This is a genomic window from Nesterenkonia flava (assembly GCF_031432335.1).
In the GTDB taxonomy this organism is placed as follows: domain Bacteria; phylum Actinomycetota; class Actinomycetes; order Actinomycetales; family Micrococcaceae; genus Nesterenkonia; species Nesterenkonia flava.
In genome coordinates, this window is record NZ_JAVKGT010000031.1 from 1 (window position 1) to 25,526 (window position 25,526).

The window sequence follows — 25,526 nt, forward strand, 5'->3', positions numbered from 1 at the left end:
GAGGTCTCCGCTCACGTCACGGACTGTTCACAACGTGTCGAGGAACTACAACTAGCCATCGCCGATCGCATAGTGGTGCTCGAAGCCGGGGAGATCCGGCAGATCGGCCGGCCTAGCGAGATCGTGGACTCCCCCGCCAACCCTTTCGTCGCGAAGTTTCTCAGCGACGCCGCACTGGTGCCCGGGGTGTTGGATTCCCACGGTTTCCACGCCGATGATCTTCCGCTGATGGTTCCCCGTGCACGGCTAAGCGGCGAACTTCCCGCTGCGGAGAGCGCTCTGCCGGGTCAGCTGGCGGTCACGCCCGCGCACGTCTCCTTCACGGAATCTGAGTCGCCGCGCGCTGCCGGCGTCCACGGGGAGCTGGAACAGCCGGCGGAAGGGGCGGAGGTCATCTCCAGCCTCTACGGGCGCCATGCGCACTCCGTTGAGGCCGACTGGTGCGGCCGGCGCCTGCGGGGAGAGACCCGCACCTGGCAGCCGCAGCCCGGTGCCAGGGTAGGAGTCGACGTCGTCGGGGGTTTCTTCTTCGCCCGGTAGGGCCGCGGCAGCTACTCGTCAACGAGAGCGTCAGCGACCACCGAGCGCATATGAGGCGTCATCTCAATACCGCGCCTGGCCGCGATGCGGCTGCACAGGGCCTGCAGCGTGACCCAGTGGGTCAGACGAGAGTGGAAGGGGTCCACCGCATGGGGCCTATTCACCGGCCCGGTCACCAGGGGGATATCGGTGAGCCTCAGCAGCGCGGTATGGGTGAAGCTCGTGACCGAGATGAGCCGTGCGCCCTGCTCCTTGGCTGCCGCGCAGGCAGCCAGCGTATTGCGGTTGCTGCCTGACTAGCTGCCGGCCAGGCACACATCAACGGGACCGAGGCTTCTGGCTACGAACTGCTGGGCCTGCACATCGGCGGGGGCATGGACGGTCAGTCCCAGAGTCAACAGGCGCAGCTGGGCGTCGTGCAGCGGCGGCGCCGAGAAGCCGTTGCCCACCAGCAGCACCTTGCCCGCGTCATCCAGTGCCGCCGCGGTCTCCTCCAGCGCGCTGCGGTCCAGGAGGCGCGCCGCCACCGAGAGGGAGTCCCGAGCCACCTGGAAGATCTCCTCGACGGGATCCTCTACGGCCTCCTACTCAGGCGTCTGCTGGCGAGCGAACTCACGCCTGACGTGGTGGAAGCCGCTGAAGCCCATATTCTTGCACGCGCGCACCACCGTAGCCGGGGAGCTGCTGGCGTGCTGGGCGACGTCGGCGGTCGAGAGCGTGGCGACCCTCTCCCCCAGCGCCAGGAGGGATTCTGCGACACGCTGTTCGCTGCCTGCCAGCAGCGGCAGGGCTGCACGAATGTGTGAGGTGACGTCTGCTTCCATCCGCGTCACCGGGGGTCCCTGGGGTCGGGAACGTCAGAGTTCGACGGCGGCGGAGGCGATCAGGGCGATAGCCACCACGATCACACCCCACAGAATGCCCAGGGTGACGGTCAGACGGTTGAGGTTGCGCTCAGCCACGCCGGAGGAGCCCAGGGAGCTGGTCACGCCACCACCGAACATGTCAGACATGCCGCCGCCGCGTCCCTTGTGGAGCAGGATCAGCAGGATCAGCAGGAGGCTGATGATGGCCAGGAGCACCTGGAGGGCGACGGACAGTGCAGTCACGGTTGCCTTTCGTGGAACGTGCGGAGGTTCAGCGCAGACACCAGGATAACCCGTAAAAGGGAGTTATCCGGTGACGTGCTTCTCGAACTGAGCAATCTTGGCGAACTCCTCGGCGTCCAGGGACGCACCACCGACCAGTGCGCCGTCAACGTCGGCGCCGGCCAGGATGGACGCTACGTTGGCGGACTTCACCGAACCACCGTAGAGGATGCGGGTAGCCTCAGCCAGTTCCTGACCGTAGAGCTCCGCGAGCTTGGCGCGGATGGCCCGGGCCATCTCCTGGGCGTCCTCGGGGCCTGCGACTTCGCCGGTGCCGATGGCCCAGACCGGCTCATAGGCGATGACAAGTTCGGACAGCTGCTCCGCAGCCAGTCCCTGAAGCGCGGCCTCCACCTGGGCGAGGGTATGGGTGACGTGGTCGCCGGCCTGACGGACGTCCAGGCCCTCTCCCACACACAACACGGGTGCCAGCTCGTGACGCAGCGCGGCGTTGATCTTGGCGTTGACGGTCTCGTCTCCCTCACCGTGGATCTCTCGCCGCTCGGAGTGACCGATCAGCACCTGGGTGCAACCCAGCTTCGCGAGGAAGGCCCCGGAGATGTCGCCGGTGTAGGCGCCGGAATCCTTCTCGGAGAGATCCTGGGCACCGTAGTCCAGGGAGAGCTTGTCGCCTACCACCAGGGTCTGGACGCCGCGCAGGTCGGTGAAGGGAGGGAAGACACTGACCTGTACACGCTCGTAGTCGTGGCCGGCGTCGTCGAGGGTCCAGGCCAGCTTCTGCACCAGAGCGATGGCCTGCATGTGGTCCATGTTCATCTTCCAGTTGCCGGCAATGAGCGGGCGACGGACGAACTGGCCGTTCTTCTGAAGAGTCATGATGTCCTTCTGTCTGTTCGTGAGGATGCCGATGCGTCTCAGGCGCCCAGGGCCTGAATACCGGGCAGCGTCTTGCCCTCGAGGTACTCGAGGCTGGCACCGCCGCCGGTGGAGATATGGCCGAAGGCGCTCTCGTCGAAGCCCAGGCTGCGCACGGCAGCCGCGGAGTCCCCACCGCCGACCACGGTGAAGGCCTCCGCGTCGGTCAGCGCCTTGGCCACAGAGGCGGTTCCGGCGGCGAATGCCTCCATCTCGAACACGCCCATAGGGCCGTTCCAGAAGACGGTCTTGGAACCTGCGATGACGGAGGCGAAGTTCTGCGCGCTGTCCGGCCCGATATCCAGACCCAACGCCTGGGCACCGTGTTTTCCGGACTCGAGGGAGTCCACGGGCAGCACCTCATGCTCGGCATCGGCGGCGAAGGCCGAGGCCATCACGATGTCAGTGGGAAGCACAATCCGGCATCCGTGCTTCTCCGCCTCAGCGAGGAACCCGTTGACCGTCTCAAGCTTGTCCTCTTCGACCAGGGACTTGCCGATGCCGTAGCCCTGAGCCTTGAGGAAGGTGAAGACCATACCTCCGCCGATGAGCAGCGAATCAGCTTTGGGCAGGAGGTTCTCGATGACCGCGAGCTTGTCGGAGACCTTCGAACCTCCGAGCACCACGGTGTAGGGGCGTTCCGGGGATTCGGTGAGGCGCTGAAGCACCTGCAGCTCGGCTGCGACGAGATCGCCCTGATAGGCGGGAAGCTTCTCAGCAATGTCCGCCACGGAGGCGTGACGGCGGTGGACAGCGCCGAACGCGTCGTTGACGAAGGCGCCGTTCTCGGTGGTCAGGGCTGCCAGCTCGCCGGCGAGCTCTGCTCGCTCGGCGCTGTCCTTTGAGGTCTCGCGGGCGTCAAACCGGACATTCTCCAGCAACAGGATCTGCCCGTCCTGCAGGGCTGCGGCGGAGGCCTTGGCGCTATCGCCGGTGAGGTCTTCGGCTTGCGCCACAGGCACGCTGGTGAGCTCCGCCATGCGGGCTGCCACCGGGGCAAGCGAGTACTGGGGATCCGGCTGACCCTGAGGACGCCCCAAGTGCGCGGTGACGATGACGCGGGCGCCGGCCGCGGCGAGCTTCTCGAGCACGGGCAGTGACGCCCGGATTCGTCCGTCGTCCGTTACCTGACCGTCCTTGAGCGGAACGTTGAGATCGCTGCGGACCAGAATCTTGCGTCCGGCAACACCTTCGGCCAGGAGGTTCTCCAGTGTGGCTGTCATCGTTCGCGAGCTTCCCTTCTCATCGCCTCGCGCCGAGCCGGGGTCCCGGCTCTCGCTGTCGTACAGACTATCAATCTCCCTGTCAGGCGAACTGGGGCCCCGGGAACGTGCCCGGAGCCCCAGTTCGTCCTTATGATGCGGCGGGCAAGAAAGTACTCGCACCCGCCCGTCGGTGGGTCTGTACCCGCCGACGGAACCGCATCAGTTCAGCTTGTTGCCCACGTAGGACACCATCTCCACCAGGCGGGAGGAGTAGCCGTACTCGTTGTCGTACCATGCGAAGACCTTGACGGTGTTGCCGATGACCTTGGTCAGCGGGGCGTCAAAGATGCTGGCGTGCGGGTCGCCCACGATGTCGGAGGAGACGATGGGGTCCTCGTTGTAGGCCAGCACACCCTTCAGGGAGCCCTCGGCAGCCTTCTTGAAGGCAGCGTTGACCTCTTCGACGGTCACGCCTTCCTTCTCCACGGTCACGGTGAGGTCGGTACCGGAGCCGGTGATGGTGGGTACGCGAACGGCGAAGCCATCGAGCTTGCCGTCGACCTCCGGGATCACGAGGCCGATGGCGGCTGCGGCACCGGTCGAGGTGGGAACCATATTCACCCCGGCTGCACGGGCGCGGCGAGCGTCCTTGTGGGGTGCATCGTGCAGGCGCTGGTCACCGGTGTAGGCGTGGATGGTGGTCATCAGGCCCTCGACGATGCCGAATTCGTCATTGAGGACCTTGGCCACCGGCGCCAGGCAGTTGGTGGTGCAGGAGGCGTTGGAGATGACGGTGTGGTTCTCGGGGTCGTAGGTGTCCTCGTTGATGCCCAGCACGAAGGTGCCGTCCACGCCCTTGGCGGGTGCGGAGACGATGACCTTCTTGGCTCCGGCGGTGAGGTGCTTGCCGGCGGATTCCTTGTCGGTGAAGAATCCGGTGGCTTCGATGACGATGTCCACGCCCAGCTCGCCCCAGGGCAGGTTGGCCGGGTCACGGTCGGAGAGGAGTTTGATGCGGCGTCCGCCGGCGACGAGGGTATCGCCGTCCAGGGAGACCTCCGCGGGGAAGCGGCCGAGCACCGAGTCGTACTTGGTCAGGTTGACCAGAGCAGCGGGGTCGGTGAGGTCGTTGATCGCCACGAGCTCCAGGTCGCTGCCGGTGTTCTCAAGGACCCGCAGCACGTTGCGGCCGATGCGTCCGAAGCCGTTGATCGCGATCTTTGTCGCCATAAGGGGTGTTTCCTTCCGTTTCCGGCGTGAGAAACGCGTTGGGGATCAGCGGACCGGATACTTCCGGTGCCACTGACCCCCAACAACGTCGTTGTTCTCAGGTTGTCTGCAGAACGAGTTTTCAGTTATCTGGTGCCATTATCTCACACCCGCCGTGGCGGGCAAGAGGGCTGAGGCACCGGTCAGCCATGGGTCCAGGGACCCTAGGACGTCACGGGGTGACGAGCTTGGCAGCACCCTCGCGCGCAGCGGCGAAGCGAGCGGCGACGTCGTCCCAGTTGACGATGTTCCAGAAGGCCTTGACGTAGTCGGGCTTAACGTTCTGGTAGTCGAGGTAGAAGGCGTGCTCCCACATGTCCAGCATCAGCAGCGGGGTGGTGGCCACCGGCACACCGTTCTGCTGATCGTAGAACTGCTCGATGACCAGGTTGCCGCCGAGGGGCTCGTAGGCCAGGATGGCCCAGCCGGAGCCCTGGATGGTCAGCGCGGCCTGGGTGAACTGCGCCTGGAACTGGTCAAAGGAACCGAAGTACTCATCGATGGCGGCGGCGATCTCACCCTCAGGACGCTCCTGGCCATTGGGGGTCAGGTTCTTCCAGAAAATGGAGTGGTTGGTGTGGCCGCCCAGGTTGAACTGGAGGTCCTTCAGCAGCTTGGGAGTGGTGGCGTAATCGCCCTTCTCGCGAGCCTCGGCGAGCTTCTCCAGAGCAGTGTTGGCGCCTCCCACGTAGGTGTTGTGGTGCTTGGAGTGGTGCAGCTCCATGATGCGACCGGAGATGTGCGGCTCCAGTGCGCCGTAGTCGTAGTCCAGCTCAGGAAGGGTGTACTCAGCCATTTTTCCTCCTATTGACGGGATAGATCGAGGTCAGTGCCCCGCTGCCTCAATCCTATGCATCTGGGCCCTCCCCGATAAGGGGTTACCGACTATGACGCAGCTTTTTCACCGTTGGAGGAATCACTGCCTCAGCGGGAATTTTTCGGCGCCGGAGCACCTCAGTCCGTGAGCATGTCCGGGGTGACGTTGACGTTGGTGTCGGGGATCCCGAGTTCCTCGGCGCGCTTATCCGCCATCGCGAGGAGTCGGCGGATGCGGCCGGCGATGGCGTCCTTGGTCATCGGCGGGTCCGCCAGGCGCCCCAGCTCGTCCAGCGAAGCCTGCTTGTGCTGCAAGCGAAGCCTGCCGGCGTACTCCAGATGCTCGGGCACCTCCTCCGCAAGGATCTCCAGGGCACGCTCCACGCGGGCCCCGGCGGCTACAGCGGCTTGGGCGGAGCGGCGCAGGTTAGCGTCGTCGAAGTTGGCCAGCCGGTTGGCGGTGGCCCTGACCTCCTTGCGCATGCGGCGCTCCTCCCAGACCAGCAGGGTCTGGTGCGCGCCCATACGGGTCAGCAGCTGAGCGATGGAGTCCGCGTCGCGGATGACCACGCGGTCCACATTGCGCACTTCACGCGCTTTGGCGGTGATGCCCAGACGACGAGCGGCACCGACCAGTGCCAGCGCCGCCTCCGGACCCGGGCACGTGACTTCGAGCGAGCAGGAGCGGCCCGGCTCGGTGAGCGAGCCGTGAGCGAGGAAGGCTCCGCGCCATGCGGCAACGGCATCGGCGATGGATCCGTTGACGATCACGGCGGGCAGTCCCCGCACTGGTCGTCCGCGGCCGTCCACCAGCCCGGTCTGGCGAGCCAGGGCCTCCCCCTCGCGCACCACTCGCACCACGTAGCGCGAACCCCGCTTCAGGCCGGAGCCGGAGACCACGATGATCTCCGGCTCGTGCCCGTAGACGCTGTGGATGGTGCTGCGCAGGCGTCTCGCTGTGGCGGCGTGGTCCAGCTCAGCCTCGATGACGATGCGCCGGGAAATGACATGCAGGCCGCCGGAGAATCGAAGCATGGCCGAGACTTCAGCCTTCTTCTCGGAGGTCGTGGAGGGCTCGGTACGAGCGAGCTCCTCTTTGGCCGACTCGGTCAGCGCCATGTGTGTCAGTTCCTTAAATGTTGCGTCAGGGTTGCTCAGCGGAAGGCCATGTTACTGGAGGTTCAGGTCCTTCACGGAAAGACGCTGGTCCGGCTCAGGCCAGAGTCCGAACAACGGAAGCGTGGGGAGCTGATCATTCGGCGAAGACCTCGTTGAAGGCGATGGCCAAGCGCAGCGGGTCGTGGATGTCGGGGCGCCGTCCGCTTCTGACCTTGGCATAGGTGATGTCCGCGCCCAGCGCGGCAGCCGCCTCCTCAAAGGCGGCGCGTTCCTGCTCGGCCACCGAGCGCGGGTCAGCAATGATGACGTCGATGCGCAGCTCAGGCGCATAGTGACGCAGCACCTGAAGATGCTCCGCCGGGGACATGCCGGAGGTCTCGTCGGTGTCAGCCTTGAGGTTCATGACCACGCAGCGCTTGGCCTCGGTCTCGGACAGGGCGCGGCGCATTCCCGGAAGCAGCAGATGGGGCAGGACGGAGGTGTACCAGGAACCGGGGCCCAGCACCACCCAGTCAGAGAGTTCAATGGCAGTGACCGCTTCCGTGCACGCATCGGCCTCCTCCGGATGCAGGCGCACGTCGGTGAGCCGCCCCAACTGGCCGGCCCGGGCGAGCTCCGCCTGGGAGTCGATTCGCACCTGCTCCTCATGGGCATCCTTAGGCTGGACCAGTCCTGACATCGTCAGCGGTGTGCGCGACATCGGCAGCACCTGTCCCCTGGCTCCCAGAAGCGCACCGGCCCACCGCAGCCCGTCCACCGGGTCTCCGAGCAGCTCCCAGAGGGCCACGATAAGCAGATTTCCCATGGCGTGGTTGTCGAGGCTGCCCTCCACACCGTCTTTGGAGCGGAAGCGGTGTTGCATGACCTGTGCCCATGTGCGGCCCCAGTCGGTGTCGTCGCACAGCGCGGTCAGTGCCATCCGCAGATCACCCGGCGGCAGCACGTCCATGTCCCGCCGCAGCCTGCCGGAGGATCCGCCGTCGTCGGCTACCGTGCAGATCGCCGTCAGGTGTTCCGCCGCGATGATCCGCAGTGCCGAGAGTGTGGCTTTGAGCCCGTGCCCGCCGCCCAGGGCGCAGACGCGCACCGTGCTGCGTGAGGGCCCTAGGGACTGTGCCGCCGCGCTGGCCAGCGGAATGGGTCCCGTCAGGGAGATGGGACCGGTCAGAGACTGGCTCACAGGCTACTCCCGTCCGAGATCACGGTGGATGGTGTTGACGGTGACGTTGGGCAGCTGATCTAGTCGGCGGGCCAGCTCCTCGCTGATAGCCACCGAGCGGTGCTTGCCCCCGGTGCACCCCACCGCGAGGGTCGCGTAGTGTTTATTCTCCCGGCGATAACCCTCCAGCACAGGCAGCAGAGCCTCGACGTAGCGGTCCACGAACTCACCGGCGCCCTGATTGCCCAGCACAAAGGTGCGCACCGTCTCGTCCTGTCCGGTGAGCGGACGCAGCTCCGGCACCCAGTGGGGGTTGGGAATGAACCGGACATCCGCAATGAAGTTCGCGTCGGCGGGAACACCGTATTTGAAGCCGAAGCTCATGACGTTCAGCCGCAGCCGCACGGGGCCGTCGTCGCTGAAGAGCTCGCGGATCGCACTCCCCAGGCCGTGGACGTTGAGCTTCGTGGTGTCCAGCACCACGTGGGCCTGGGACTTGACGTCCTTGAGCAGCTCCCGTTCCGCGGTGATGCCGTCGAGGATCCTCCCGTCCCCCTGCAGCGGGTGAGGTCGCCGACCCTGCTCGAAGCGACGCACCAGGAGATCATCCGAGGCGTCGAGGAAGAGCATCCGGTAGGTGATGCCCGACGCCTCGATCTGCCCGAGCGCCTCGAGCATATTGCTGTAGAGCCCGCGGGTGCGCACGTCGATGACCACCGCGAGCTTCTCCACGGAGCCGGGGTGCCGGGCAATGATGTCCATCATGGTGGTCACCAGCTCCGGAGGCAGGCCCTCCACCACGTACCAGCCCATGTCTTCCAGCGCGTGGGCGGCGGTGGTGCGGCCGGCACCCGACATGCCGGTGACGATCAGCAGCTCGTTCTCGGGCGGCTTCACCGGGATCAGATCCTCGCTCACGTTCGCTCGCTTCCCTCTCTCGCGCTTCGGACGCTCTCACTCCGGCAAGCCGGGTCCGGCTCGCTCCCTACGACTCTACCGGCGGGGACTGGTCTTCGTCACCGGCGTCTTCGGCCCTCAGGTGCTGAAGGATCCGCCGGGCCGAGTCCAGTCCGATCCCCGGCACCTCAGCAACCTGCTCAGGGGTCGCCTTCTTGAGGTTGGCCACGGACCCGAAATGCGCGACGACGGCGGCGCGCCGCTTGGGCCCCAAGCCCGGTACGTCATCCAGGGCTGAGGCGGTCATCTGCTTGGAGCGGGCCGAGCGGTGGTACTGGATAGCAAAGCGGTGGGCCTCATCGCGGATTCGCTGCAGCATGTAGAGGGCCTCGGAGCTGCGGGGCAGCACCAGGGGGAAGTCGTCGTCGGGCAGCCAGACCTCCTCCAGCCGTTTGGCGAGGCCGACCACCGGCATGTCCTCCAGGCCCATGGCGTCCAGCGCTGCGCGGGCCGCATTGACCTGGGGCTGTCCACCGTCGACGACGACAAGGGACGGCGGATACGCAAACTTCTGGGACTCACGCTCCACCACGGTGGATTCCTTCACCGTCACCCCCTCCGGCTCCGCGTGAGCCTCCGGAACGGGGTCGCCCGCCGCTTCTAGCTCCTTGAGGTAACGGCTGAACCGGCGTGTGATGACATCCCGCATAGCGCTGGTGTCATCACGCGCCGCCTCCCCGCGAATCGAGAAGCGCCGGTAATCCTTCTTCTTCGGCAGGCCGTCCTCCAGGACCACCATGGATCCCACGACGTTGCGCCCACCGGTGTGGGAGATGTCGAAGCACTCGATGCGCATCAGAGGCTCGCTCAGCTCCAGGGCGTCCTGCAGCTCGCGCAGGGCTGCTGAACGGGTCGTGATGTCGCTGGAGCGCCGAGCCTTGTGCAACGTCAGGGCCTGCTCCGCGTTCTCCTTCACGGTGCCCAGCAGTGCGGCCTTGTCGCCGCGCTGGGGAACGCGCAGACTCACCCGCGCTCCGCGTCGCTCACTCAGCCAGTCGGACAGTTCCTGGTGGTTCTCCGGCAGCGCGGGAACCAGCACTTCGCGCGGAATCCGCTCCGTGTCGGCGATAGATCCGTAGACCTGCAGCACAAGCTGCTCCACCAAACCGGCGTCGTCGATGTCCTCGACCTTCTCGGAGATCCAGCCGCGCTGGCCACGGATACGTCCCTGTCGAATGTGGAAAACCTGGGCGGAGGCCTCCAGCTCATCCTGAGCGAAGGCGAAGAGATCCGCCTCAGTGTCCTCAGAGAGAACCACCGCGTTGCGTTCGAAGACCCGACGCAGGGCTTCGAGATCATCTCGGTGCCGGGCGGCGTCCTCATAGCGCAGCTCGGCAACGGCATCCTTCATGCGCTTCTCGATCCGGCGCATGTGGGGCTCCGCGCGTCCGGCCATGACATCGCAGAACTCCTGGGCCAGGGCACGGTGATCCTCTGGGCTGATATTGCCCACGCACGGCGCCGCGCATTTGTCGATGTAGCCCAGCAGGCACGGCCGGCCCGAGGCCTCAGCCCGTTTGAATACTCCCGCAGAGCAGCTGCGCACCGGAAAGACTCGCAGCATGGTGTCGACGGTTTCGCGGATGGCCTTGGCCGGGTGGAAGGGGCCAAAGTACTTCACCCCGGGTTTCTTATCTCCTCGCATGACCTGCACACGCGGAAACTTCTCATTCATCGTCACCGCGAGATACGGGTAGGACTTGTCGTCCCGGTACATGATGTTGAAGCGCGGAGTGTGCTGCTTGATCCAGGTGTACTCCAGCTGGATAGCCTCCAGCTCGGAGCCCACCACGGTCCACTCCACGGTGGAGGCGGCGTGGACCATGGCGTAGGTCTTCGGGGGCAGGGAGCTGACCCGGGCGAAGTAGGAGTTCAGGCGCGACCGCAGGTTCTTGGCCTTGCCCACGTAGACAACTCGCCCGTGGGGGTCGATGAACCGGTAGACCCCCGGCTGGGTGGGGATCTCTCCGGGTTTGGGTCGGTAGGAGGACGGGTCAGCCATCAGCGCCTTAGGCGATCTCCGCTTCGCTTGCCTCTGCAGCCGGCGGGCTGTTGTAGCTGGCCACCCGCTCCTGCCCCGACAGCTCGGCGATAGCGTCCATGATGCGCTCCGTCGCCTGCCGGCGCACCGGCAGGGGGTGCTTGTCGCCCAGGTGGTCGAACTGCAGCGGCGCGCCCACCATCATCTCGAAGCGGTGGGGGCGAATGCGGTGAGAGTCGGGAGCCTGCAGGTGCTGGGTGCCCCGCAGCCCCACGGGAACCACCGGGGCTCCGGTGGCCAGGGCCAGCCAGCCCACTCCGTTCTTACCGCGGTAGAGCTTGCCGTCACGGCTGCGGGTGCCCTCCGGGTAGATGCCTACCCCGTGGCCTGAGCGCACGATCTCTCCCAGACCGTAGAGAGCCTCCACGGAGGCAGACTTCTTGTTCCGCTCCACGGGCACTGACCCTACGGACTCGAAGAAGACCTTGCTGACCTTTCCACTGAGCCCCGGCTTGGTGAAGTACTCCGCCTTGGCGAAGAAGCTTACCGGCCGCGGGAAGATCGCCTGAATGAGCACCGAGTCCAGAAAGGAGAGGTGGTTGCTGGCCACAATGAAACCACCGTGTTCCGGCACGTTCTCCAGTCCCGAGATCGTGGGACGGCAGAGCAGCCGGATGGCGGCCGCCGAGGCCTTGCGGATGGCGTCATGGGTGACCAGTCGGCGTTCAACAGGTGCGGGCGAGGTGGAGTTCACTTGGAGGATTCTAGCAACGGCGTGAGGAACCGCCCCGTGTGGGAACCGCTCTCCTGAGCACCCGCAGCGACCTCTTCCGGAGTGCCTTCGGCGATGATCCGTCCACCGCCGGTGCCGCCTTCGGGCCCCAGATCGATGATCCAGTCGGCGGACTTGATCACGTCGAGGTTGTGCTCGATCGTCACCACGGTGTTGCCCTTGTCGACGAGCCCCTGGAGGACCTTCAACAGTTTGCGGATGTCCTCGAAGTGCAGGCCGGTGGTCGGCTCGTCCAGCACGTAGATGGACCGCCCGTTGGAACGCTTCTGCAGCTCGGAGGCCAGTTTCACTCGCTGGGCTTCACCGCCGGAGAGCGTGGTCGCGGACTGACCAAGCCGCACATACCCCAGACCCACGTCCACGAGCGTGTTGAGGTGACGGGCGATCGGCGTGAACGCGGCGAAGAACTCAGCGGCCTCCTCGATCGGCATGTCCAGCACTTCGGCAATGTTCTTGCCCTTGTAGTGGACTTCGAGGGTCTCGCGGTTGTACCGGGCTCCCTGGCAGACCTCGCAGGGAACATAGACGTCGGGCAGGAAGTTCATCTCAATCTTCAGCGTGCCGTCACCGGTGCAGGCCTCGCAGCGCCCGCCCTTGATGTTGAAGCTGAAGCGGCCGGGCTGGTAGCCGCGGGTCTTGGCCTCATTGGTCTCAGCGAAGAGCTTACGGATGTGGTCAAAGACGCCCGTGTAGGTCGCGGGATTGGATCGGGGGGTGCGGCCGATGGGGCTCTGGTCCACGTGGATGATCTTGTCCAGGTGCTGCTCAATCCCCTCGATCCGACGATGCCGGCCCGGCACCTGACGGGCGTTGTTGAGCTTGTTCGCCAGCGACTTGTAGAGGATCTCGTTGATGAGCGTGGACTTGCCTGAGCCGGAGACGCCGGTGACGGCGAGGAAAACGCCCAGTGGGAGGTCGACGGTCACGTCCTGAAGGTTGTTCTCGCTGGCCTCCACGATGCGCAGCATACGTTCGGTGTCGACGGGCCGGCGTTCCTGAGGCACATGGATCGCGCGGCGTCCGGAGAGGTAGTCGCCCGTAATGGAGTTCTCGTTGGCGCGCAGCCCCTCCACCGATCCGGAATGGACGATGTCACCGCCACGCTCCCCCGCGCCGGGGCCGATGTCTACGATCCAGTCGGCCTCTGCGATGGTGTCTTCATCGTGTTCGACCACAATGAGGGTGTTGCCGAGGTCGCGCAGCCGGGTCAGGGTCTGGATGAGGCGTGTGTTGTCGCGCTGGTGCAGCCCGATGGAAGGTTCGTCGAGGACGTAGAGCACTCCCACCAGGCCGGAGCCGATCTGTGTGGCCAAGCGGATGCGCTGAGCCTCGCCGCCGGAGAGCGTGCCGGCGGCACGCTCCAGAGTGAGGTAGTTCAGGCCCACGTCCAGCAGGAAGTTCAGGCGCGCAAGGATCTCCTTGAGCACCTGCTCGGCGATCTTCGCGTCGCGGGCGGAGAGTTCGAGCTTGTCGAAGAATGCCGCGCACTCGTCCAGGGGCAACCGGGCCACCTCAGCAATGGAACGTTCGGCCACCAGCACGGAGAGGCTGGCGGGGTTCAGCCGCTGACCGTCACAGGCGGGGCAGGGAATCTCCCGCATGTACTGCTCGTAGCGGTCGCGCGCATTGTCTGACTCCACCTCTTCGTGCTTGCGCGCGATATAGGAGAGCACACCCTCGAAACCGGTGGTGTAGCGCCGTTCGCGGCCCCACCGGTTTCGGTACTGCACCTTGACCTTGTAGTTCTTCCCGTGGAGCAGGGCCTTTTTCGCCTTCTTCGGCAGGTCCTTCCAGGGGGTGCGCATATCGAAGCCCAGTTCGTCAGTGAGCCCCTCGATCAGACGCGCCCAGTAGTCCTTGGTGGTAGCTCCGGTGGACCACGGGGCAATGGCCCCGTCCTCCAGGCTGAGGGTGTCATCGGGAATCACCAGAGACTCGTCAACCTCCAGCCGCGAGCCGATGCCGGAGCAGACGTCACAGGCGCCGAAGGGCGAGTTGAAGGAGAAGGAGCGCGGCTCGATTTCGTCAATCGGCAGCGGGTGCTCGTTCGGGCAGGCGAGGTTCTCGCTGAAGCTGCGGTACTTGGGCCCGGTGAGCCCCTCGGGAACACGAGAAGAGTCGGTGGGTTCGCCATCGTCGTCGAGGTCCACCAGATCGATGACCACACGACCGTCGGCCTGCTTCAGCGCCGTCTCGATGGAGTCGGTGAGGCGCTGCTGCATGCCCTCACGGATCACCAGACGGTCGATGACGACGTCGACCGTGTGCTTGTACTGCTTCTCCAGGGTGGGCGGATCGTTGAGCTGGATCATCTCCCCGTCCACCACGGCGCGGGCGAAGCCGGCACCGGCCAGTTCGCGGAAGAGATCCTTGAACTCGCCCTTGCGCCCGCGCACCACGGGCGCGAGCACCTGGAACCGGGTCTTGTCGGGAAAGCTGAGGATCTGATCCACGATCTGCTGCGGGGTCTGGCGCTCAATCCGCTCCCCGCACTCGGGGCAGTGGGGCACACCAATGCGCGCCCACAGCAGGCGCAGGTAGTCGTGGATCTCGGTGACGGTGCCCACTGTGGAGCGCGGGTTCCGCGAGGTGGACTTCTGATCGATCGAGACTGCCGGGGAGAGACCCTCGATGAAGTCGATGTCCGGCTTGTCCACGCGTCCCAGGAACTGACGGGCGTAGGCGGAGAGGGACTCCACGTAGCGCCGCTGGCCCTCAGCAAAGATGGTGTCGAACGCCAGGGAGGACTTACCGGAGCCGGAGAGTCCGGTGAAGACGATGAACGCGTTGCGCGGAAGCTCCACTGCCACGTTCTTCAGGTTGTGCTCCCGTGCTCCCTGGACCACGATCCTGTCCGCCTCGGCACTGCCCACCACCCCGTTGGAGGCAGCCTCGCGCGCGCTGGCGGCGTAGTAGTCGTCTACAGATTCGATCACAGCGGATGCAGTCTCAGACACGCGCACCAGTGTACGACCGCTACACGCTTCGAACAAAGTTTCGAAGCTCGTCACGGTCTCGTGGGGGTGCAGGCCCTACCCATAGACTGGGGCGCATGGCCGCCGAAAGTTCACTGATCCACGATCTGCCCGCTCTCACCGTCCGCCGCATCGCGGTGAGCGAGATGAGCAACAACGTCTATCTGCTCACCGCTAAGAAGTCCGGAGTTCAGGTGCTCATTGACGCGGCCGACGACGCCGAGGCGATCCGGGCCATGATTGCCGACGCCACCGAGGACACCCCCTGCGCGCCAGGGCTGCGCGCCGTCCTGACCACCCACCAGCACTGGGACCACATCCGGGCCCTGCCGGACTTCGCGGGCCTCGGTGGCGTGGAGCTGGCAGCAGGAGCCGACGACGCCGGTGCCATCGAGACCGAGAAGAACCTCACCATCGGCCGCCGCCTCCACCACGGCGAGACCGTGCAGTATGACGGCGTCGCGCTCGATGTCATTCATCTGCGCGGCCACACCCCCGGGTCTGTCGCCTTCGTCTACCCGGTGGAGGACGGCCCCACCCATATCTTCACCGGCGACTCCCTCTTCCCGGGCGGGGTGGGCAAAACCTGGAGCAGCGAGGACTTCACCTCCCTGCTCAACGACGTGGAGTCCCGCATCTTCGACGTCTACGACGACGACACCATCATCCATCCGGGCCACGGTGACCCCACCACCCTGGGGGCAGAACGGCCCCGCTTAAGCGAATGGCGGGAACGCGGCTGGTGACCACGCCCGTGACTCCCCCAGCCCGCCCGAAGCTCACCGTCCCCACCACCGACGCCGGCACCCCCACCGGCGAGGATCTCTACGACGCCTTCACGTCCTGGGCAGAGTCCCAGGGACTGCAGCTCTACCCCGCCCAGCAGGACGCCATCCTTGAGCTGGCAGCCGAGAACCACGTCATCATGGCCACCCCCACGGGTTCAGGGAAGTCGATGGTGGCCCTGGCTGCCCACTTCTTCGGTCTGGCCCGGGGACAGCGCAGTATCTACACCGCGCCCATCAAGGCGCTGGTCTCGGAGAAGTTCTTCTCCCTCGTGGAGGTCTTCGGCGCGGAGAACGTCGGAATGGTCACCGGTGACTCGGCCGTTAACGCCGAGGCGCCCATCATCTGCTGCACCGCAGAGATCCTCGCCAACGAGGCGCTGCGTGACGGCACGGAAGCCAACGTGGGGCCGGTCATCATGGACGAGTTCCACTTCTACGCCGATCCTCATCGCGGGTGGGCCTGGCAGGTGCCCCTCATCGAGCTGCGAGCCGAGCCCGGGCGGCGCAGCGCCGCGCAGTTCGTACTCATGTCTGCGACGCTGGGCGACACCACCCGCTTTGAGCGATCCATTGCCGAGCGCACCGGACGCGACGTCGTCACCATCACCTCTGCCGTGCGGCCCGTGCCGCTGAGCTTCGAGTACTCCACCACTCCCCTGACCGAGAAGCTGGAGGAGCTTGCCGCGGCCCAGCTGGCTCCGGTCTACGTGGTGCACTTCTCCCAGCGCGAGGCCGCCGAGAGCGCCACGGGCCTGATGTCGCTGAATCTGCTCTCCAAAGCCGAACGTGAGCGTCTGGGTGAACGCCTGGCCACCTTCCGCTTCTCCAAGGGCTACGGCAAGACCCTGTCACGCCTGCTGAAGGCCGGCGTCGGCGTCCATCATGCGGGCATGCTGCCCAAGTACCGGCGCCTGGTGGAGCAGCTTTCCCAGGAGGGCCTGCTGAAGGTCATCTCCGGCACCGACACCCTGGGAGTGGGCATCAACGTGCCCATTCGCACGGTGCTCATGACCGGGCTGACCAAGTACGACGGCGAGCGCGTGCGCCAGCTCAAGGCCCGCGAGTTTCACCAGATCGCCGGGCGTGCAGGCAGGGCTGGGTTCGACACCCAGGGCACGGTGGTGGTGCAGGCCCCCGAGCACATCATTGAGAACGAGGCTGCCCTACGCAAGGCGCGGGCGAAGCACGGCGGGGATGAGGCCAAAGTGGCCCAGGCGATGAAGTCCCGGGCGAAGAAGAAGCCGCCCGAGGGCTTCGTGTCCTGGAGCGAGAAGAGCTTCGACAAGCTCATCACCGCAGAGCCGGAGCCCATGGTCTCCCGCATGCGCGTCTCCTACGCCATGGTGCTGCACCTGCTGCAGCGCCCGGAGGATCCCATCCTTGCGATGCGCCGGCTCATCACCTCCTCGGACGAGACTCCGGCCCGTCAGGCTCAGCTGCAGCGCCGGGCCCTCCAGATCCTGCGCGAGCTGCTGGCCGCCGGGGTGCTCGAGAAGTTCGACGAACCCAACGAAGACGGGCGCACCGTCGACCTGAAGCTGGACCTGCAGGACGACTTCGCCCTCAACCAGCCCCTGGCTCCCTTCGCCGTGGCGGCCCTGGAACTGCTAGACCCGGAGTCGGAGACCTATGCGCTGGATGTCATCAGCGTGATCGAGTCCATCCTGGAGTCCCCCTACCAGGTCACCGGTGCGCAGGTGAAGAAGCTCAAGGGTGAGAAGGTTGCCGAGCTGAAGGCCGAGGGCGTCGACTACACCGAGCGCATGCGCATCCTGGATGAGCTGACCCACCCGCAGCCGCTGAAGGAGCTGCTGGAGCAGCAGTTTGAGGTCTACCGCACCGCCGCGCCCTGGGTCGCCGACTACGAGCTGCAGCCCAAGTCCGTGGTCCGGGACATGATCGAGCGCGCGTTCACCTTTGTGGACGCGGTGAACTTCTACGGGATCTCCCGCAGCGAGGGCGTGCTGCTGCGCTACCTCTCCGATGCGTACAAGGCCCTCCGCCAGACGGTGCCCCAAGAGAAGGTGACCGAGGAACTCGAGGACCTCACCGAGTGGCTGGGCGAGCTCATCCGCCAGACCGACTCCTCGCTGCTGGAGGAATGGGAGCGCCTGGCTGCAGCCGATGACCCCGAGAAGCTGGCGCAGCTGGAGGCCGCCAGGGACGACGTCGAGCCTGAGCCCCCTGCGCGGCTGAGCCAGAATGTACGGGCTCTGACGGTCATGGTCCGTTCGGCCATGTTCCGGCGCGCCGAGCTCTTTGCCCAGGAGAAGGAGGAGGCTCTTGCCGGCCTGGAGCCCGAAGGTTCGGAGTTCACTACTCCTGACCGCTGGGGCGAGGCTCTTGATGCGTTCTTCGATGAGTACGAGGACGTCTATGTCGATGCGAAGGCCCGGTCAGCTGATCTGTTCCGCCTCGACCGCTCCCCCGCGGAGAAGCCGGGCTTCTGGAGAGCTGTGCAGGTGCTCGACGACGACCAGGGCAACCATGACTGGGCCATCCACGCCTGGGTGGACCTGGCCGCCACGGATGAGGAAGAGGCTCCGGTCATCCGCACCTCTGGCGTCCACGAGGTAGGGAGCTGATTCCAGTCTCGGCGCCGCAGCTCATGACAAGCTAGTGGCATGGCCCAGACTCGTCAGCTGCTCGACGGCACCCGCATCACCGACCATCGCCTCCCGGTTCCGCTGGCATGGCATCGCCCCGAGGGTGAGCACATCGAGATCTACGCGCGGGAGATTGTCGGCGCCGACGCGGCGTCGTCGGGCGATGCGGAGAGCCTCCCCGCACTTCTGTTTCTCCAAGGCGGCCCCGGAGGTAAGGGCATCCGCCCCGCGCGCCTGGGTGGCTGGATGGAGGAGGCCGCACGCCAGTTCCGCATCATCATGCTGGATCAGCGCGGCACCGGCCTCTCCACTCCCCTGCACCGTCAGAGTCTGGCGCGGTGGCAGAGCCCGCAACAGCAGGCCGCGTACCTGCGGCATTTCCGCGCCGACAGCATTGTGCGCGATGCCGAGGCCCTCCGCCAGCATCTGGGGCTGACCTCCTGGAGCGTACTGGGGCAGAGCTACGGAGGATTCTGCACCCTGACCTATCTGTCCTTTGCACCTCAGAGCCTGGACCGCGCTCTGATCACCGGCGGGCTCGCCCCGCTGTCCGGACACGCCGATGAGGTCTACCGGCACACTTATCCGAAGATGGCCGCCCGCAACGCCGAGTACTTCAACCGGTTCCCGGAAGACAGAGGACGTCTGGACGCGGTGATCCAGGTTCTGCGCGAGCGACGCGGCTCGGGCGACCCGGTCCGCCTGGCCGACGGCTCAGAGCTCACCGTGGCTCGTCTGCAGATGCTGGGCATGCTGCTCGGGGGCAATACTCGCATCGACACCCTGCACTACCTGCTGGAGGAAGCCTTCGCGGGCGTCCCCGCCGGGGAGCTCTCGGACACCTTCCTCGCCGGGGTCGGCTCGCAGATCTCCTTCGCTGCCTCGCCCATGTACGCGGTACTGCACGAGTCCATCTACGGGCAGCCGGCGGAGCTCACCGGGGGTCGCGCGGCCACCGACTGGGCCGCCGAACGGGTCCTTGCCGAGCACCCCGAGTTCTCCGCCGGTGCCGAGTCACCCCTGCTGACGGGTGAAATGATCCTCCGCGAGCACGTTCGTCTGGATCCAGCCCTTGCGCCTCTTTACGCAGCGACTGAGGAGCTGGCGTCAGTTCAGGACTGGGAACCCCTGTACGACCTTGCCCAGCTAGGGCGCAACGAGGTACCCGCCGCGGCCGCGGTCTATACCGATGATGTGTTCGTGGCCCGGGAGCTCTCCCTGGACACCGCCGGGTATGTGGCCGGGCTCTCGGTCTGGGAGACCGATGCGTTCCACCACGACGGGATCCACGACGACGGCGCCCTCATCTTCCGCGAGCTGCTGAAGCGCACCCAGCGCTGAGCGTGCTCAGACGTTCTCCCGCTGAGCCTGGCCGCTGCGGCCTGAGGCGTACTCCTCCGGGCGCCGCACGACGCAGGATCGCAGAACAGAGGCCACCACCGTGACCACCAGCACCCCGGCGATCACCAGCAGTGAGAGGCCCGTGGGAATCTCGGGAACCGGGACGTTCTCGCCGCCGTTGAGGAACGGCAGGTTGTTCTCGTGGAGGGCGTGCAGGATGAGCTTCACGCCGATGAAGCCGAGGATGACGGTCAGGCCATAGGAGAGATAGACCAGACGGTCCAGGAGACCATCGAGCAGGAAGTACAGCTGTCGCAGACCCATCAGAGAGAACGCGGTGGCGGTGAAGACGATGTAGGGCTCCTGGGTCAGCCCGTAGATGGCGGGAATGGAGTCCAGGGCGAAGAGGATGTCGGTGCCGCCGATGGCGACCATCACCAGCAGCATGGGAGTGAGCATCCGCTTGCCGGCAACTCGCGTGGTGAGCTTATCGCCGTCGTACTCTTCGGTGGTGCGCAGCCATCGCTGGGCGGCCCGCACCACAAAGTTGTCCGCCTCCTGAGCGGTATCGGTGTGGGTGAGCTCTTTCTTCAGCAGCTGCCCGGCGGTGATCAACAAGATGATGCCGAAGACGTAGAAGACGTCGCTCCACAGGTGAATGAGTCCTGCGCCGAGGAAAATGAAGGCGGTGCGAGCGATGAGGGCAAAGACGATGCCGAACAGCAGTACCTTCTGCTGGTACTTCCTGGGGACGTTGAAGCTGGAGATAATCACCAGAAAGACGAAGAGGTTGTCGACCGAGAGAGCTTTCTCGGTGATGTATCCGGCGTAATACTCCGTGGCGTGGGCGGTGTCGCCGAAGATGACGAACACGAGCCCGAAGAGCAGAGCGATGCTGATGTAGAACGCTGACCAAATGCCCGCTTCTCGCAGCGTGGGCTCATGTGCTTTACGCACGTGGGCGAAGAAGTCGAAGGCGAGCAAGCCCGCGATCGCGATGAGGGTCAGTGTCCAGACCAGAGGGGTGATCTCCATGGCGGAGGCCTACTTTCGAAACTGCGACGGATATGGGTCATCGTCGCGAGTCTCTCCGCCCGGTCCCGCTGGTCTCCCAGTCGGTCGCAGACTGCCGTGCCCGGCGAAGCGGCGTCGCTTCGCGTGCTGACGTTCACGGCTACAAGGGGTACTCCCTCACGCTGCATTAATGGTACACCTGAACTATGACGACGGAAGATGCTGAAAGCAACGTCACTGTGGTTCTCCAGGAGAGCGAGAGCCGGTTCGCCATCCTGGTGGGCGAGGAAATGGCCGGCCTGGCCGAATTCCGGGCGGCGCCGGGGATGCGGGCCTTCACCCACACTGAAGTCAGTGAGGCCCATCAGGGACAGGGTCTTGCCAAACGCCTGGTCTCCGCAGCGTTGAACGAGACCCGCAAGGAGGGTCTGAGCGTTCTGCCCTATTGCCCGATGGTGCGCGCCCTCATCGCGAAGAACTCCGAGTATCTTGACCTGGTTCCGGAGGCTCGCCGCGCCGAGTTCGGCCTCTGAGATCAGTTCATGAGGGGGCACCGGCCCCGGGGGGACTCTAAGAGGCAACCTCTCAGCCGGGTTCCTCCGGCAGCGGGAGGTAGCCTGGGACTTCATGCGGTGATGACGCCGGCAGAGGTGCCAGAGGTTCGATGCCGTCGTCGCGCCGTGTGATGCCCCGGGGCCTCCCTCATGCGGAGCTGTCTCATACGCGGTTGTCTGGCTCCAGGGTCTCTGATGGTCGAGGTCGCAGCGGACCGCCGGCACAGTACACCCTGCAGCCTGGCAGGTGCCGTCCCGGAACATGGGCGCATCACGAAGCCGCGCCGGAGGGTCGTGGCCTTCATAGGTGATGGTCAGCAGGTTCTTCGGCACCAGCGGGTCAGGGTCCACGCCCTGAGACGGGTTCTCAGGCGAGTCCTGGTAGATGAGCGTGTACCACTCGTGCTGAATGCCGGCGGCTGGGTCACACCCGGCTCGTGCGAGCACGCGTGCTTGGTCTGCCGGGAGGGCCCACGCCCGGTCCGCACTCACAACGGGGGTATCACGCGCCCCCGTGAGGGTCTCGGCCGGAATCATGATGGCGATCTTCGCCCCGGACAGCCCAGCGTCATCGCCAGAGCACGCAGGCGCCCCTTCACCGTCCTGCCCGAGAGTCCCCGCGCCGGTGAGCAGGGCGGTGAAGAGGTCGGCCTCACGCTGAGTCACGGTCCGGGAGTCTCCGGAGCAGCGCGCCAGCACGGTCCCACCAGCCTTCTCACCGACCATCCCACCGTCCGCCTCACCGGCTGTCTCACCGTTCGCCCCAGTCTCAGCCCCGCCCTGTCCGGCACAGGAACGGTTGCCCTGGCGCTGTGGGCCGCGGCGTAGAGATGTTTCTGGATCTGGGCCGCCGCCAACGTAGGGATACGGGCTTCGATATCGCTCATGCCGTCATCCCCGTGAACAATCCGCACGTACCGCGACTCATAGGCCTTCTCGCAGCGCCGGGCGTATTCCGCCTCGCCCAACGAGGCGACGGTGCGGTTCAACCAGGACTGCAGTTCTCCCGGATTCACCGAACCCGCATGCTGAGCGGCAGCCTGATCCACCACCGCACGGTGCTCGGCGGTGAGCATCCCGGAAGCGGTGGTGGCGATCTCACGCAGTCTGGGCATATCCACCACGCCCGAGAGGAAGGCGGCCCAAGTGCGGGGCAACTCGTCCTGGGAGTACTCTGCCGTGTTGAGCATCTGGGTCATGGTCCACTCCGAATACCCCAAGGCGAGGGCGGCGTGACGTACCGCTGCTTTCTCCGCCTCCGCACGGGCCAGGGTGGGCAGCCCGGTCGCCTGGGCCTCGTACCGTAACCGGGCCCGGTAGGCGACCAGCACCGCAAGCTTCCGGGCGGCGGCCTGCCGTTCAGCCTCCTGGTACTCCCGGGCCTGGAGGAGAGCTGGGTCTTCGGCGACGTGCTCCATGACACCACTCTAGGGAGATCCATAGGCATGCACTCTGTGACGCTGGACTGTGGGGAATCAGCGGCGCGCCGCGCCCGCAACGCTTTCCTTGGGGAAGACCACACGCGGGATCGCGACTTTTCCCCACCCGGTCCATCCCCCGGTTCCCTGTGGCACGCTGGAGGCAGCTATCCGCTGCAGACCGCAAGGAGACCACCATGACCGCTGCCGCAGAGACCGTCACCGAGGAACCACCCCGCTGCCCTTGGGCCGGGAGCGACGCTGCAATGCAGGCCTACCACGACACCGAATGGGGCTTTCCAGTGGCCGATGACCGGCGGCTCTTCGAGAAGCTCTGCCTGGAGAGTTTTCAGTCGGGACTGAGCTGGCGGACCATCCTGCACAAGCGGGACAACTTCCGTGCAGCCTTTGCGGACTTCGACATCAGCAAGGTTGCCGCCTTCGATGACGACGCCGTGGAACGCCTGCTCGCCAACGCCGGCATTATCCGCAACCGCGCTAAGATCGAGGCGGCCATCAACAACGCCCGGCAAGCCCAGGAGCTGATCAGCCGTGAGGGATCGCTGGCAGGATTCCTCTGGACCTATGAACCCTCCATGGCGGAGCTGGGCGCGCCCCAGGAGCTGACCACGGTCCCCTCAGCCGCCGCATTGGCTACGGTGCTGAAGAAACAGGGCTGGAAGTTCCTCGGCCCCACCGCGGTCTTCGCCTTCATGCAGTCCATGGGCCTGGTTAACGATCACACGTATGATTGTCATATTCGGCAGCGGGTCGCCAAGGCACTGGCACACTTTGCCCGGCCCTGAGCACGGGCTGTCACTCGACGGCCTTGAGCTGCCGCAGCTCCTTCTTCAGGTCACCGATCTCATCGCGTAGGCGAGCGGCCAGCTCAAAGTTCAGTTCCTCGGCCGCGTTGTGCATCTGTTGGGTCAGCTGAGCAATAAGATCCGCCAGATCAGTCGCGGGCGTCTTCGCGGCCACGGAGTCGGCACCAGCAGCCTGCCCTGCGGCCGTCTGCGCAGCGTCGCCGTCGTCGTCCTTCTGGAAACCGGTCCAACCGCGCTGTCCCTTGCCGTAGGTGAAGCCCGTGGCCAGACCGCCCATTCCCTGCAGGAGGTCCGCCGTATCCGCGTCCTCCCGAGCGAGCTGATCGGTGATGTCGGCGATCTTCTTCTGCAGCGGGCGCGGATCAATGCCGTGCTCCTTGTTGTACGCGACCTGAATCTCACGACGGCGCTCGGTCTCGTCGATGGCCCGCCGCATGGAATCGGTGATCTTGTCCGCGTACATGTGCACTTGCCCAGAAACGTTACGGGCAGCACGTCCGATCGTCTGGATGAGCGAGGTCGTGGAGCGCAGGAAACCTTCCTTATCCGCGTCCAGGATCGCCACCAGAGAGACTTCGGGCAGGTCCAACCCCTCACGGAGCAGGTTGATGCCCACGACGACGTCATAGGTTCCCTTGCGCAGCTCGCGCAGGATCTCCACACGCTTGAGGGTGTCCACGTCCGAGTGAAGATACTCGACCTTCACCCCGTGCTCCAGCAGGTACTCGGTGAGGTCCTCCGCCATGCGCTTGGTCAGGGTCGTCACCAGCACGCGCTCATTCTTGGCGGTCCTGTCGCGGATCTCCCCGAGAAGGTCATCGATCTGGCCCTTAGTGGGCTTGACGACGATTTCCGGATCCACCAGGCCTGTAGGACGAATGATCTGCTCCACCACACCGTCGGCTTGCCCCAGCTCGTAGCTGCCGGGGGTTGCCGAGAGGTAGACCGTCTGGCCGATCCGCTCCAAGAACTCATCCCACTTCAGGGGTCGGTTGTCCATGGCGGAAGGCAGCCGGAAGCCATGCTCCACCAGGGTGCGCTTACGCGACATATCGCCCTCGTACATACCGCCGATCTGCGGAATGGTCACATGCGACTCGTCGACGATCAGCAGGAAGTCGTCCGGGAAGTAGTCCAGCAGACAGTGCGGTGCAGAGCCCCGCGGGCGTCCATCGATGTGCAGCGAGTAGTTTTCGATGCCGTTGCAGAAGCCCATCTGCTGCATCATCTCGAGGTCGTAGGTGGTGCGCATGCGCAGCCGCTGGGCCTCCAGCAGCTTGTTCTGAGATTCCAGCTCCGCCAGCCGCTCACGCAGCTCATCCTCGATGCTGGTGATGGCCTTGGCCATGCGGTCGTCACCGGCCACATAGTGGCTGGCGGGGAAGATGTACATCTCTTCCTCTTCGCGCACCACCGTGCCGGTAAGCGGGTGAAGGGTGTAGATGGCTTCGATCTCGTCGCCGAAGAACTCGATGCGGACCGCGAGCTCCTCGTACATCGGGATGATCTCCACGGTGTCCCCGCGCACGCGGAAGGTGCCGCGGTGAAAGTCCGTGTCATTGCGCACGTACTGCATGCCGACGAACCGCCGCAGCAGCTGGTCGCGCTCGATGACGTCCCCGCGCTTCAGCGGCACCATCTGCTTGATGTACTCCTCCGGAGTGCCCAGGCCGTAGATGCAGGAGACCGTGGCCACCACGACGACGTCCCGGCGAGTCAGCAGCGCATTCGTGGCGGAGTGCCGCAGCCTCTCCACCTCGTCGTTGACGGAGGAGTCCTTTTCGATGAAGGTGTCTGTCTGGGGCACATAGGCCTCTGGCTGGTAGTAGTCGTAGTAGGAGACGAAGTACTCGACCGCATTGTTGGGCAGCAGCTCGCGGAACTCGTTGGCCAGCTGCGCTGCCAGGGTCTTGTTCTGGACCATGATGAGGGTGGGTCGCTGCACGCGCTCAACCAGCCAGGCCGCGGTAGCAGACTTACCGGTGCCGGTGGCGCCCATGAGGACCACGTCCTTCTCACCGGCCTCGATACGCTCGGCGAGCTCCTCGATCGCCTTGGGCTGATCGCCGGAAGGCTGGTACGGGCTCTCGACCTTGAAAGGGGCCACCGTCCGACTGATCTTGGGCGCAAGACTCATACC

Annotated in this window: 23 protein-coding genes; 6 read left to right on the forward strand and 17 right to left on the reverse strand. The window is 65.5% G+C overall.

Features of this window, described 5'->3' with window-relative positions:
• The coding region (locus RH857_RS10895) for an ATP-binding cassette domain-containing protein (protein ID WP_510186608.1) at nucleotides 1-540 on the forward strand (540 nt) is incomplete at its 5' end.
• Nucleotides 541-551: 11 nt separating this feature from the next.
• On the opposite strand, the gene RH857_RS10900 is transcribed toward RH857_RS10895, so the two are convergent.
• From RH857_RS10900 to uvrA, 14 genes are all read right to left on the reverse strand, one after another.
• Nucleotides 552-686 carry a hypothetical protein gene (locus tag RH857_RS10900; protein WP_310538001.1) on the reverse strand — a complete coding sequence of 45 codons (135 nt, stop codon included), beginning with the start codon at nucleotides 684-686 and terminating at the stop codon, nucleotides 552-554.
• A gap of 150 nt (nucleotides 687-836) precedes the next feature.
• Entirely contained in the window at nucleotides 837-1,088 is a 252-nt protein-coding gene (locus tag RH857_RS10905; RefSeq protein ID WP_310538002.1) for a hypothetical protein, read from the reverse strand.
• Nucleotides 1,089-1,124: 36 nt separating this feature from the next.
• Nucleotides 1,125-1,364 (reverse strand): MurR/RpiR family transcriptional regulator, encoded by a 240-nt coding sequence (locus tag RH857_RS10910; RefSeq protein ID WP_310538023.1) that lies wholly within the window; start codon nucleotides 1,362-1,364, stop codon nucleotides 1,125-1,127.
• Between the two features lie 33 nt (nucleotides 1,365-1,397).
• Nucleotides 1,398-1,649, reverse strand: coding sequence for a preprotein translocase subunit SecG (secG, locus tag RH857_RS10915; protein WP_310538003.1), 252 nt, complete (start codon nucleotides 1,647-1,649; stop codon nucleotides 1,398-1,400).
• A gap of 63 nt (nucleotides 1,650-1,712) precedes the next feature.
• Nucleotides 1,713-2,525, reverse strand: a complete 813-nt coding sequence (tpiA, locus tag RH857_RS10920) for a triose-phosphate isomerase (protein ID WP_310538004.1) — start codon at nucleotides 2,523-2,525, stop codon at nucleotides 1,713-1,715.
• A 38-nt stretch (nucleotides 2,526-2,563) separates the two neighbouring features.
• Nucleotides 2,564-3,787, reverse strand: coding sequence for a phosphoglycerate kinase (locus RH857_RS10925; RefSeq protein WP_310538005.1), 1,224 nt, complete (start codon nucleotides 3,785-3,787; stop codon nucleotides 2,564-2,566).
• Between the two features lie 201 nt (nucleotides 3,788-3,988).
• Complete coding sequence (gene gap, locus RH857_RS10930; RefSeq protein WP_310538006.1) at nucleotides 3,989-4,999, reverse strand: type I glyceraldehyde-3-phosphate dehydrogenase; 1,011 nt, start codon at nucleotides 4,997-4,999, stop codon at nucleotides 3,989-3,991.
• Between the two features lie 211 nt (nucleotides 5,000-5,210).
• The gene (locus tag RH857_RS10935; protein ID WP_310538007.1) at nucleotides 5,211-5,834 is read right to left on the reverse strand and encodes a superoxide dismutase; all 624 of its coding nucleotides are present in this window, start codon (nucleotides 5,832-5,834) and stop codon (nucleotides 5,211-5,213) included.
• A 158-nt stretch (nucleotides 5,835-5,992) separates the two neighbouring features.
• Complete coding sequence (gene whiA, locus RH857_RS10940; protein WP_310538008.1) at nucleotides 5,993-6,973, reverse strand: DNA-binding protein WhiA; 981 nt, start codon at nucleotides 6,971-6,973, stop codon at nucleotides 5,993-5,995.
• A gap of 133 nt (nucleotides 6,974-7,106) precedes the next feature.
• Nucleotides 7,107-8,153 (reverse strand): gluconeogenesis factor YvcK family protein, encoded by a 1,047-nt coding sequence (locus tag RH857_RS10945; protein WP_374761161.1) that lies wholly within the window; start codon nucleotides 8,151-8,153, stop codon nucleotides 7,107-7,109.
• 3 nt (nucleotides 8,154-8,156) lie between these two features.
• Entirely contained in the window at nucleotides 8,157-9,050 is an 894-nt protein-coding gene (gene rapZ, locus RH857_RS10950) for an RNase adapter RapZ (protein WP_310538009.1), read from the reverse strand.
• 67 nt (nucleotides 9,051-9,117) lie between these two features.
• The gene (uvrC, locus tag RH857_RS10955) at nucleotides 9,118-11,091 is read right to left on the reverse strand and encodes an excinuclease ABC subunit UvrC (RefSeq protein ID WP_310538010.1); all 1,974 of its coding nucleotides are present in this window, start codon (nucleotides 11,089-11,091) and stop codon (nucleotides 9,118-9,120) included.
• A gap of 7 nt (nucleotides 11,092-11,098) precedes the next feature.
• A complete protein-coding gene (locus RH857_RS10960) occupies nucleotides 11,099-11,788 on the reverse strand; it encodes a lysophospholipid acyltransferase family protein (RefSeq protein WP_310538025.1) in 690 nt (229 codons plus the stop codon).
• Between the two features lie 32 nt (nucleotides 11,789-11,820).
• The gene (uvrA, locus tag RH857_RS10965) at nucleotides 11,821-14,739 is read right to left on the reverse strand and encodes an excinuclease ABC subunit UvrA (protein WP_310538026.1); all 2,919 of its coding nucleotides are present in this window, start codon (nucleotides 14,737-14,739) and stop codon (nucleotides 11,821-11,823) included.
• A 176-nt stretch (nucleotides 14,740-14,915) separates the two neighbouring features.
• On the opposite strand from uvrA, the gene RH857_RS10970 reads away from it, so the two are divergent.
• The 3 genes from RH857_RS10970 to RH857_RS10980 are packed head-to-tail and all read left to right on the forward strand — an operon-like array spanning nucleotide 14,916 to nucleotide 19,573.
• On the forward strand, nucleotides 14,916-15,584 hold the full coding sequence (locus tag RH857_RS10970; protein WP_310538011.1) for an MBL fold metallo-hydrolase: 669 nt from the start codon (nucleotides 14,916-14,918) through the stop codon (nucleotides 15,582-15,584).
• The gene (locus RH857_RS10975; RefSeq protein WP_310538012.1) at nucleotides 15,563-18,211 is read left to right on the forward strand and encodes a DEAD/DEAH box helicase; all 2,649 of its coding nucleotides are present in this window, start codon (nucleotides 15,563-15,565) and stop codon (nucleotides 18,209-18,211) included. The genes RH857_RS10970 and RH857_RS10975 overlap by 22 nt, the downstream gene beginning before the upstream one ends.
• A gap of 39 nt (nucleotides 18,212-18,250) precedes the next feature.
• Nucleotides 18,251-19,573: an alpha/beta fold hydrolase gene (locus tag RH857_RS10980; RefSeq protein WP_310538013.1), complete on the forward strand. Its 1,323-nt coding sequence runs from the start codon at nucleotides 18,251-18,253 to the stop codon at nucleotides 19,571-19,573.
• A 6-nt stretch (nucleotides 19,574-19,579) separates the two neighbouring features.
• Here RH857_RS10980 and RH857_RS10985 read toward each other — a convergent pair whose 3' ends face one another.
• Nucleotides 19,580-20,608 carry a TerC family protein gene (locus RH857_RS10985; protein ID WP_310538014.1) on the reverse strand — a complete coding sequence of 343 codons (1,029 nt, stop codon included), beginning with the start codon at nucleotides 20,606-20,608 and terminating at the stop codon, nucleotides 19,580-19,582.
• 185 nt (nucleotides 20,609-20,793) lie between these two features.
• Here RH857_RS10985 and RH857_RS10990 point away from each other — a divergent pair, with 185 nt between their 5' ends.
• Nucleotides 20,794-21,120 carry a GNAT family N-acetyltransferase gene (locus RH857_RS10990; protein WP_310538015.1) on the forward strand — a complete coding sequence of 109 codons (327 nt, stop codon included), beginning with the start codon at nucleotides 20,794-20,796 and terminating at the stop codon, nucleotides 21,118-21,120.
• Between the two features lie 683 nt (nucleotides 21,121-21,803).
• On the opposite strand, the gene RH857_RS10995 is transcribed toward RH857_RS10990, so the two are convergent.
• Entirely contained in the window at nucleotides 21,804-22,559 is a 756-nt protein-coding gene (locus tag RH857_RS10995; RefSeq protein WP_310538016.1) for a DUF222 domain-containing protein, read from the reverse strand.
• 197 nt (nucleotides 22,560-22,756) lie between these two features.
• On the opposite strand from RH857_RS10995, the gene RH857_RS11000 reads away from it, so the two are divergent.
• Nucleotides 22,757-23,365, forward strand: coding sequence for a DNA-3-methyladenine glycosylase I (locus tag RH857_RS11000; protein WP_310538017.1), 609 nt, complete (start codon nucleotides 22,757-22,759; stop codon nucleotides 23,363-23,365).
• Nucleotides 23,366-23,375: 10 nt separating this feature from the next.
• On the opposite strand, the gene uvrB is transcribed toward RH857_RS11000, so the two are convergent.
• The gene (uvrB, locus tag RH857_RS11005) at nucleotides 23,376-25,523 is read right to left on the reverse strand and encodes an excinuclease ABC subunit UvrB (RefSeq protein ID WP_310538018.1); all 2,148 of its coding nucleotides are present in this window, start codon (nucleotides 25,521-25,523) and stop codon (nucleotides 23,376-23,378) included.
• Between the last annotated feature and the right edge of the window lie 3 nt (nucleotides 25,524-25,526).

Bases quoted from the DNA above. Each gene is read 5' to 3' on its own strand.
- RH857_RS11000 (WP_310538017.1), top strand. From the start codon at position 22,757: ATGACCGCTGCCGCAGAGACCGTCACCGAGGAACCACCCCGCTGCCCT.
- whiA (WP_310538008.1), bottom strand. From the start codon at position 6,973: ATGGCGCTGACCGAGTCGGCCAAAGAGGAGCTCGCTCGTACCGAGCCC.
- RH857_RS10990 (WP_310538015.1), top strand. From the start codon at position 20,794: ATGACGACGGAAGATGCTGAAAGCAACGTCACTGTGGTTCTCCAGGAG.
- RH857_RS10985 (WP_310538014.1), bottom strand. From the start codon at position 20,608: ATGGAGATCACCCCTCTGGTCTGGACACTGACCCTCATCGCGATCGCG.
- RH857_RS10935 (WP_310538007.1), bottom strand. From the start codon at position 5,834: ATGGCTGAGTACACCCTTCCTGAGCTGGACTACGACTACGGCGCACTG.
- uvrB (WP_310538018.1), bottom strand. From the start codon at position 25,523: ATGAGTCTTGCGCCCAAGATCAGTCGGACGGTGGCCCCTTTCAAGGTC.
- gap (WP_310538006.1), bottom strand. From the start codon at position 4,999: ATGGCGACAAAGATCGCGATCAACGGCTTCGGACGCATCGGCCGCAAC.
- RH857_RS10925 (WP_310538005.1), bottom strand. From the start codon at position 3,787: ATGACAGCCACACTGGAGAACCTCCTGGCCGAAGGTGTTGCCGGACGC.
- RH857_RS10970 (WP_310538011.1), top strand. From the start codon at position 14,916: ATGGCCGCCGAAAGTTCACTGATCCACGATCTGCCCGCTCTCACCGTC.
- RH857_RS10995 (WP_310538016.1), bottom strand. From the start codon at position 22,559: ATGGAGCACGTCGCCGAAGACCCAGCTCTCCTCCAGGCCCGGGAGTAC.
- RH857_RS10980 (WP_310538013.1), top strand. From the start codon at position 18,251: ATGGCCCAGACTCGTCAGCTGCTCGACGGCACCCGCATCACCGACCAT.
- uvrC (WP_310538010.1), bottom strand. From the start codon at position 11,091: ATGGCTGACCCGTCCTCCTACCGACCCAAACCCGGAGAGATCCCCACC.
- RH857_RS10910 (WP_310538023.1), bottom strand. From the start codon at position 1,364: ATGGAAGCAGACGTCACCTCACACATTCGTGCAGCCCTGCCGCTGCTG.
- tpiA (WP_310538004.1), bottom strand. From the start codon at position 2,525: ATGACTCTTCAGAAGAACGGCCAGTTCGTCCGTCGCCCGCTCATTGCC.
- RH857_RS10975 (WP_310538012.1), top strand. From the start codon at position 15,563: ATGGCGGGAACGCGGCTGGTGACCACGCCCGTGACTCCCCCAGCCCGC.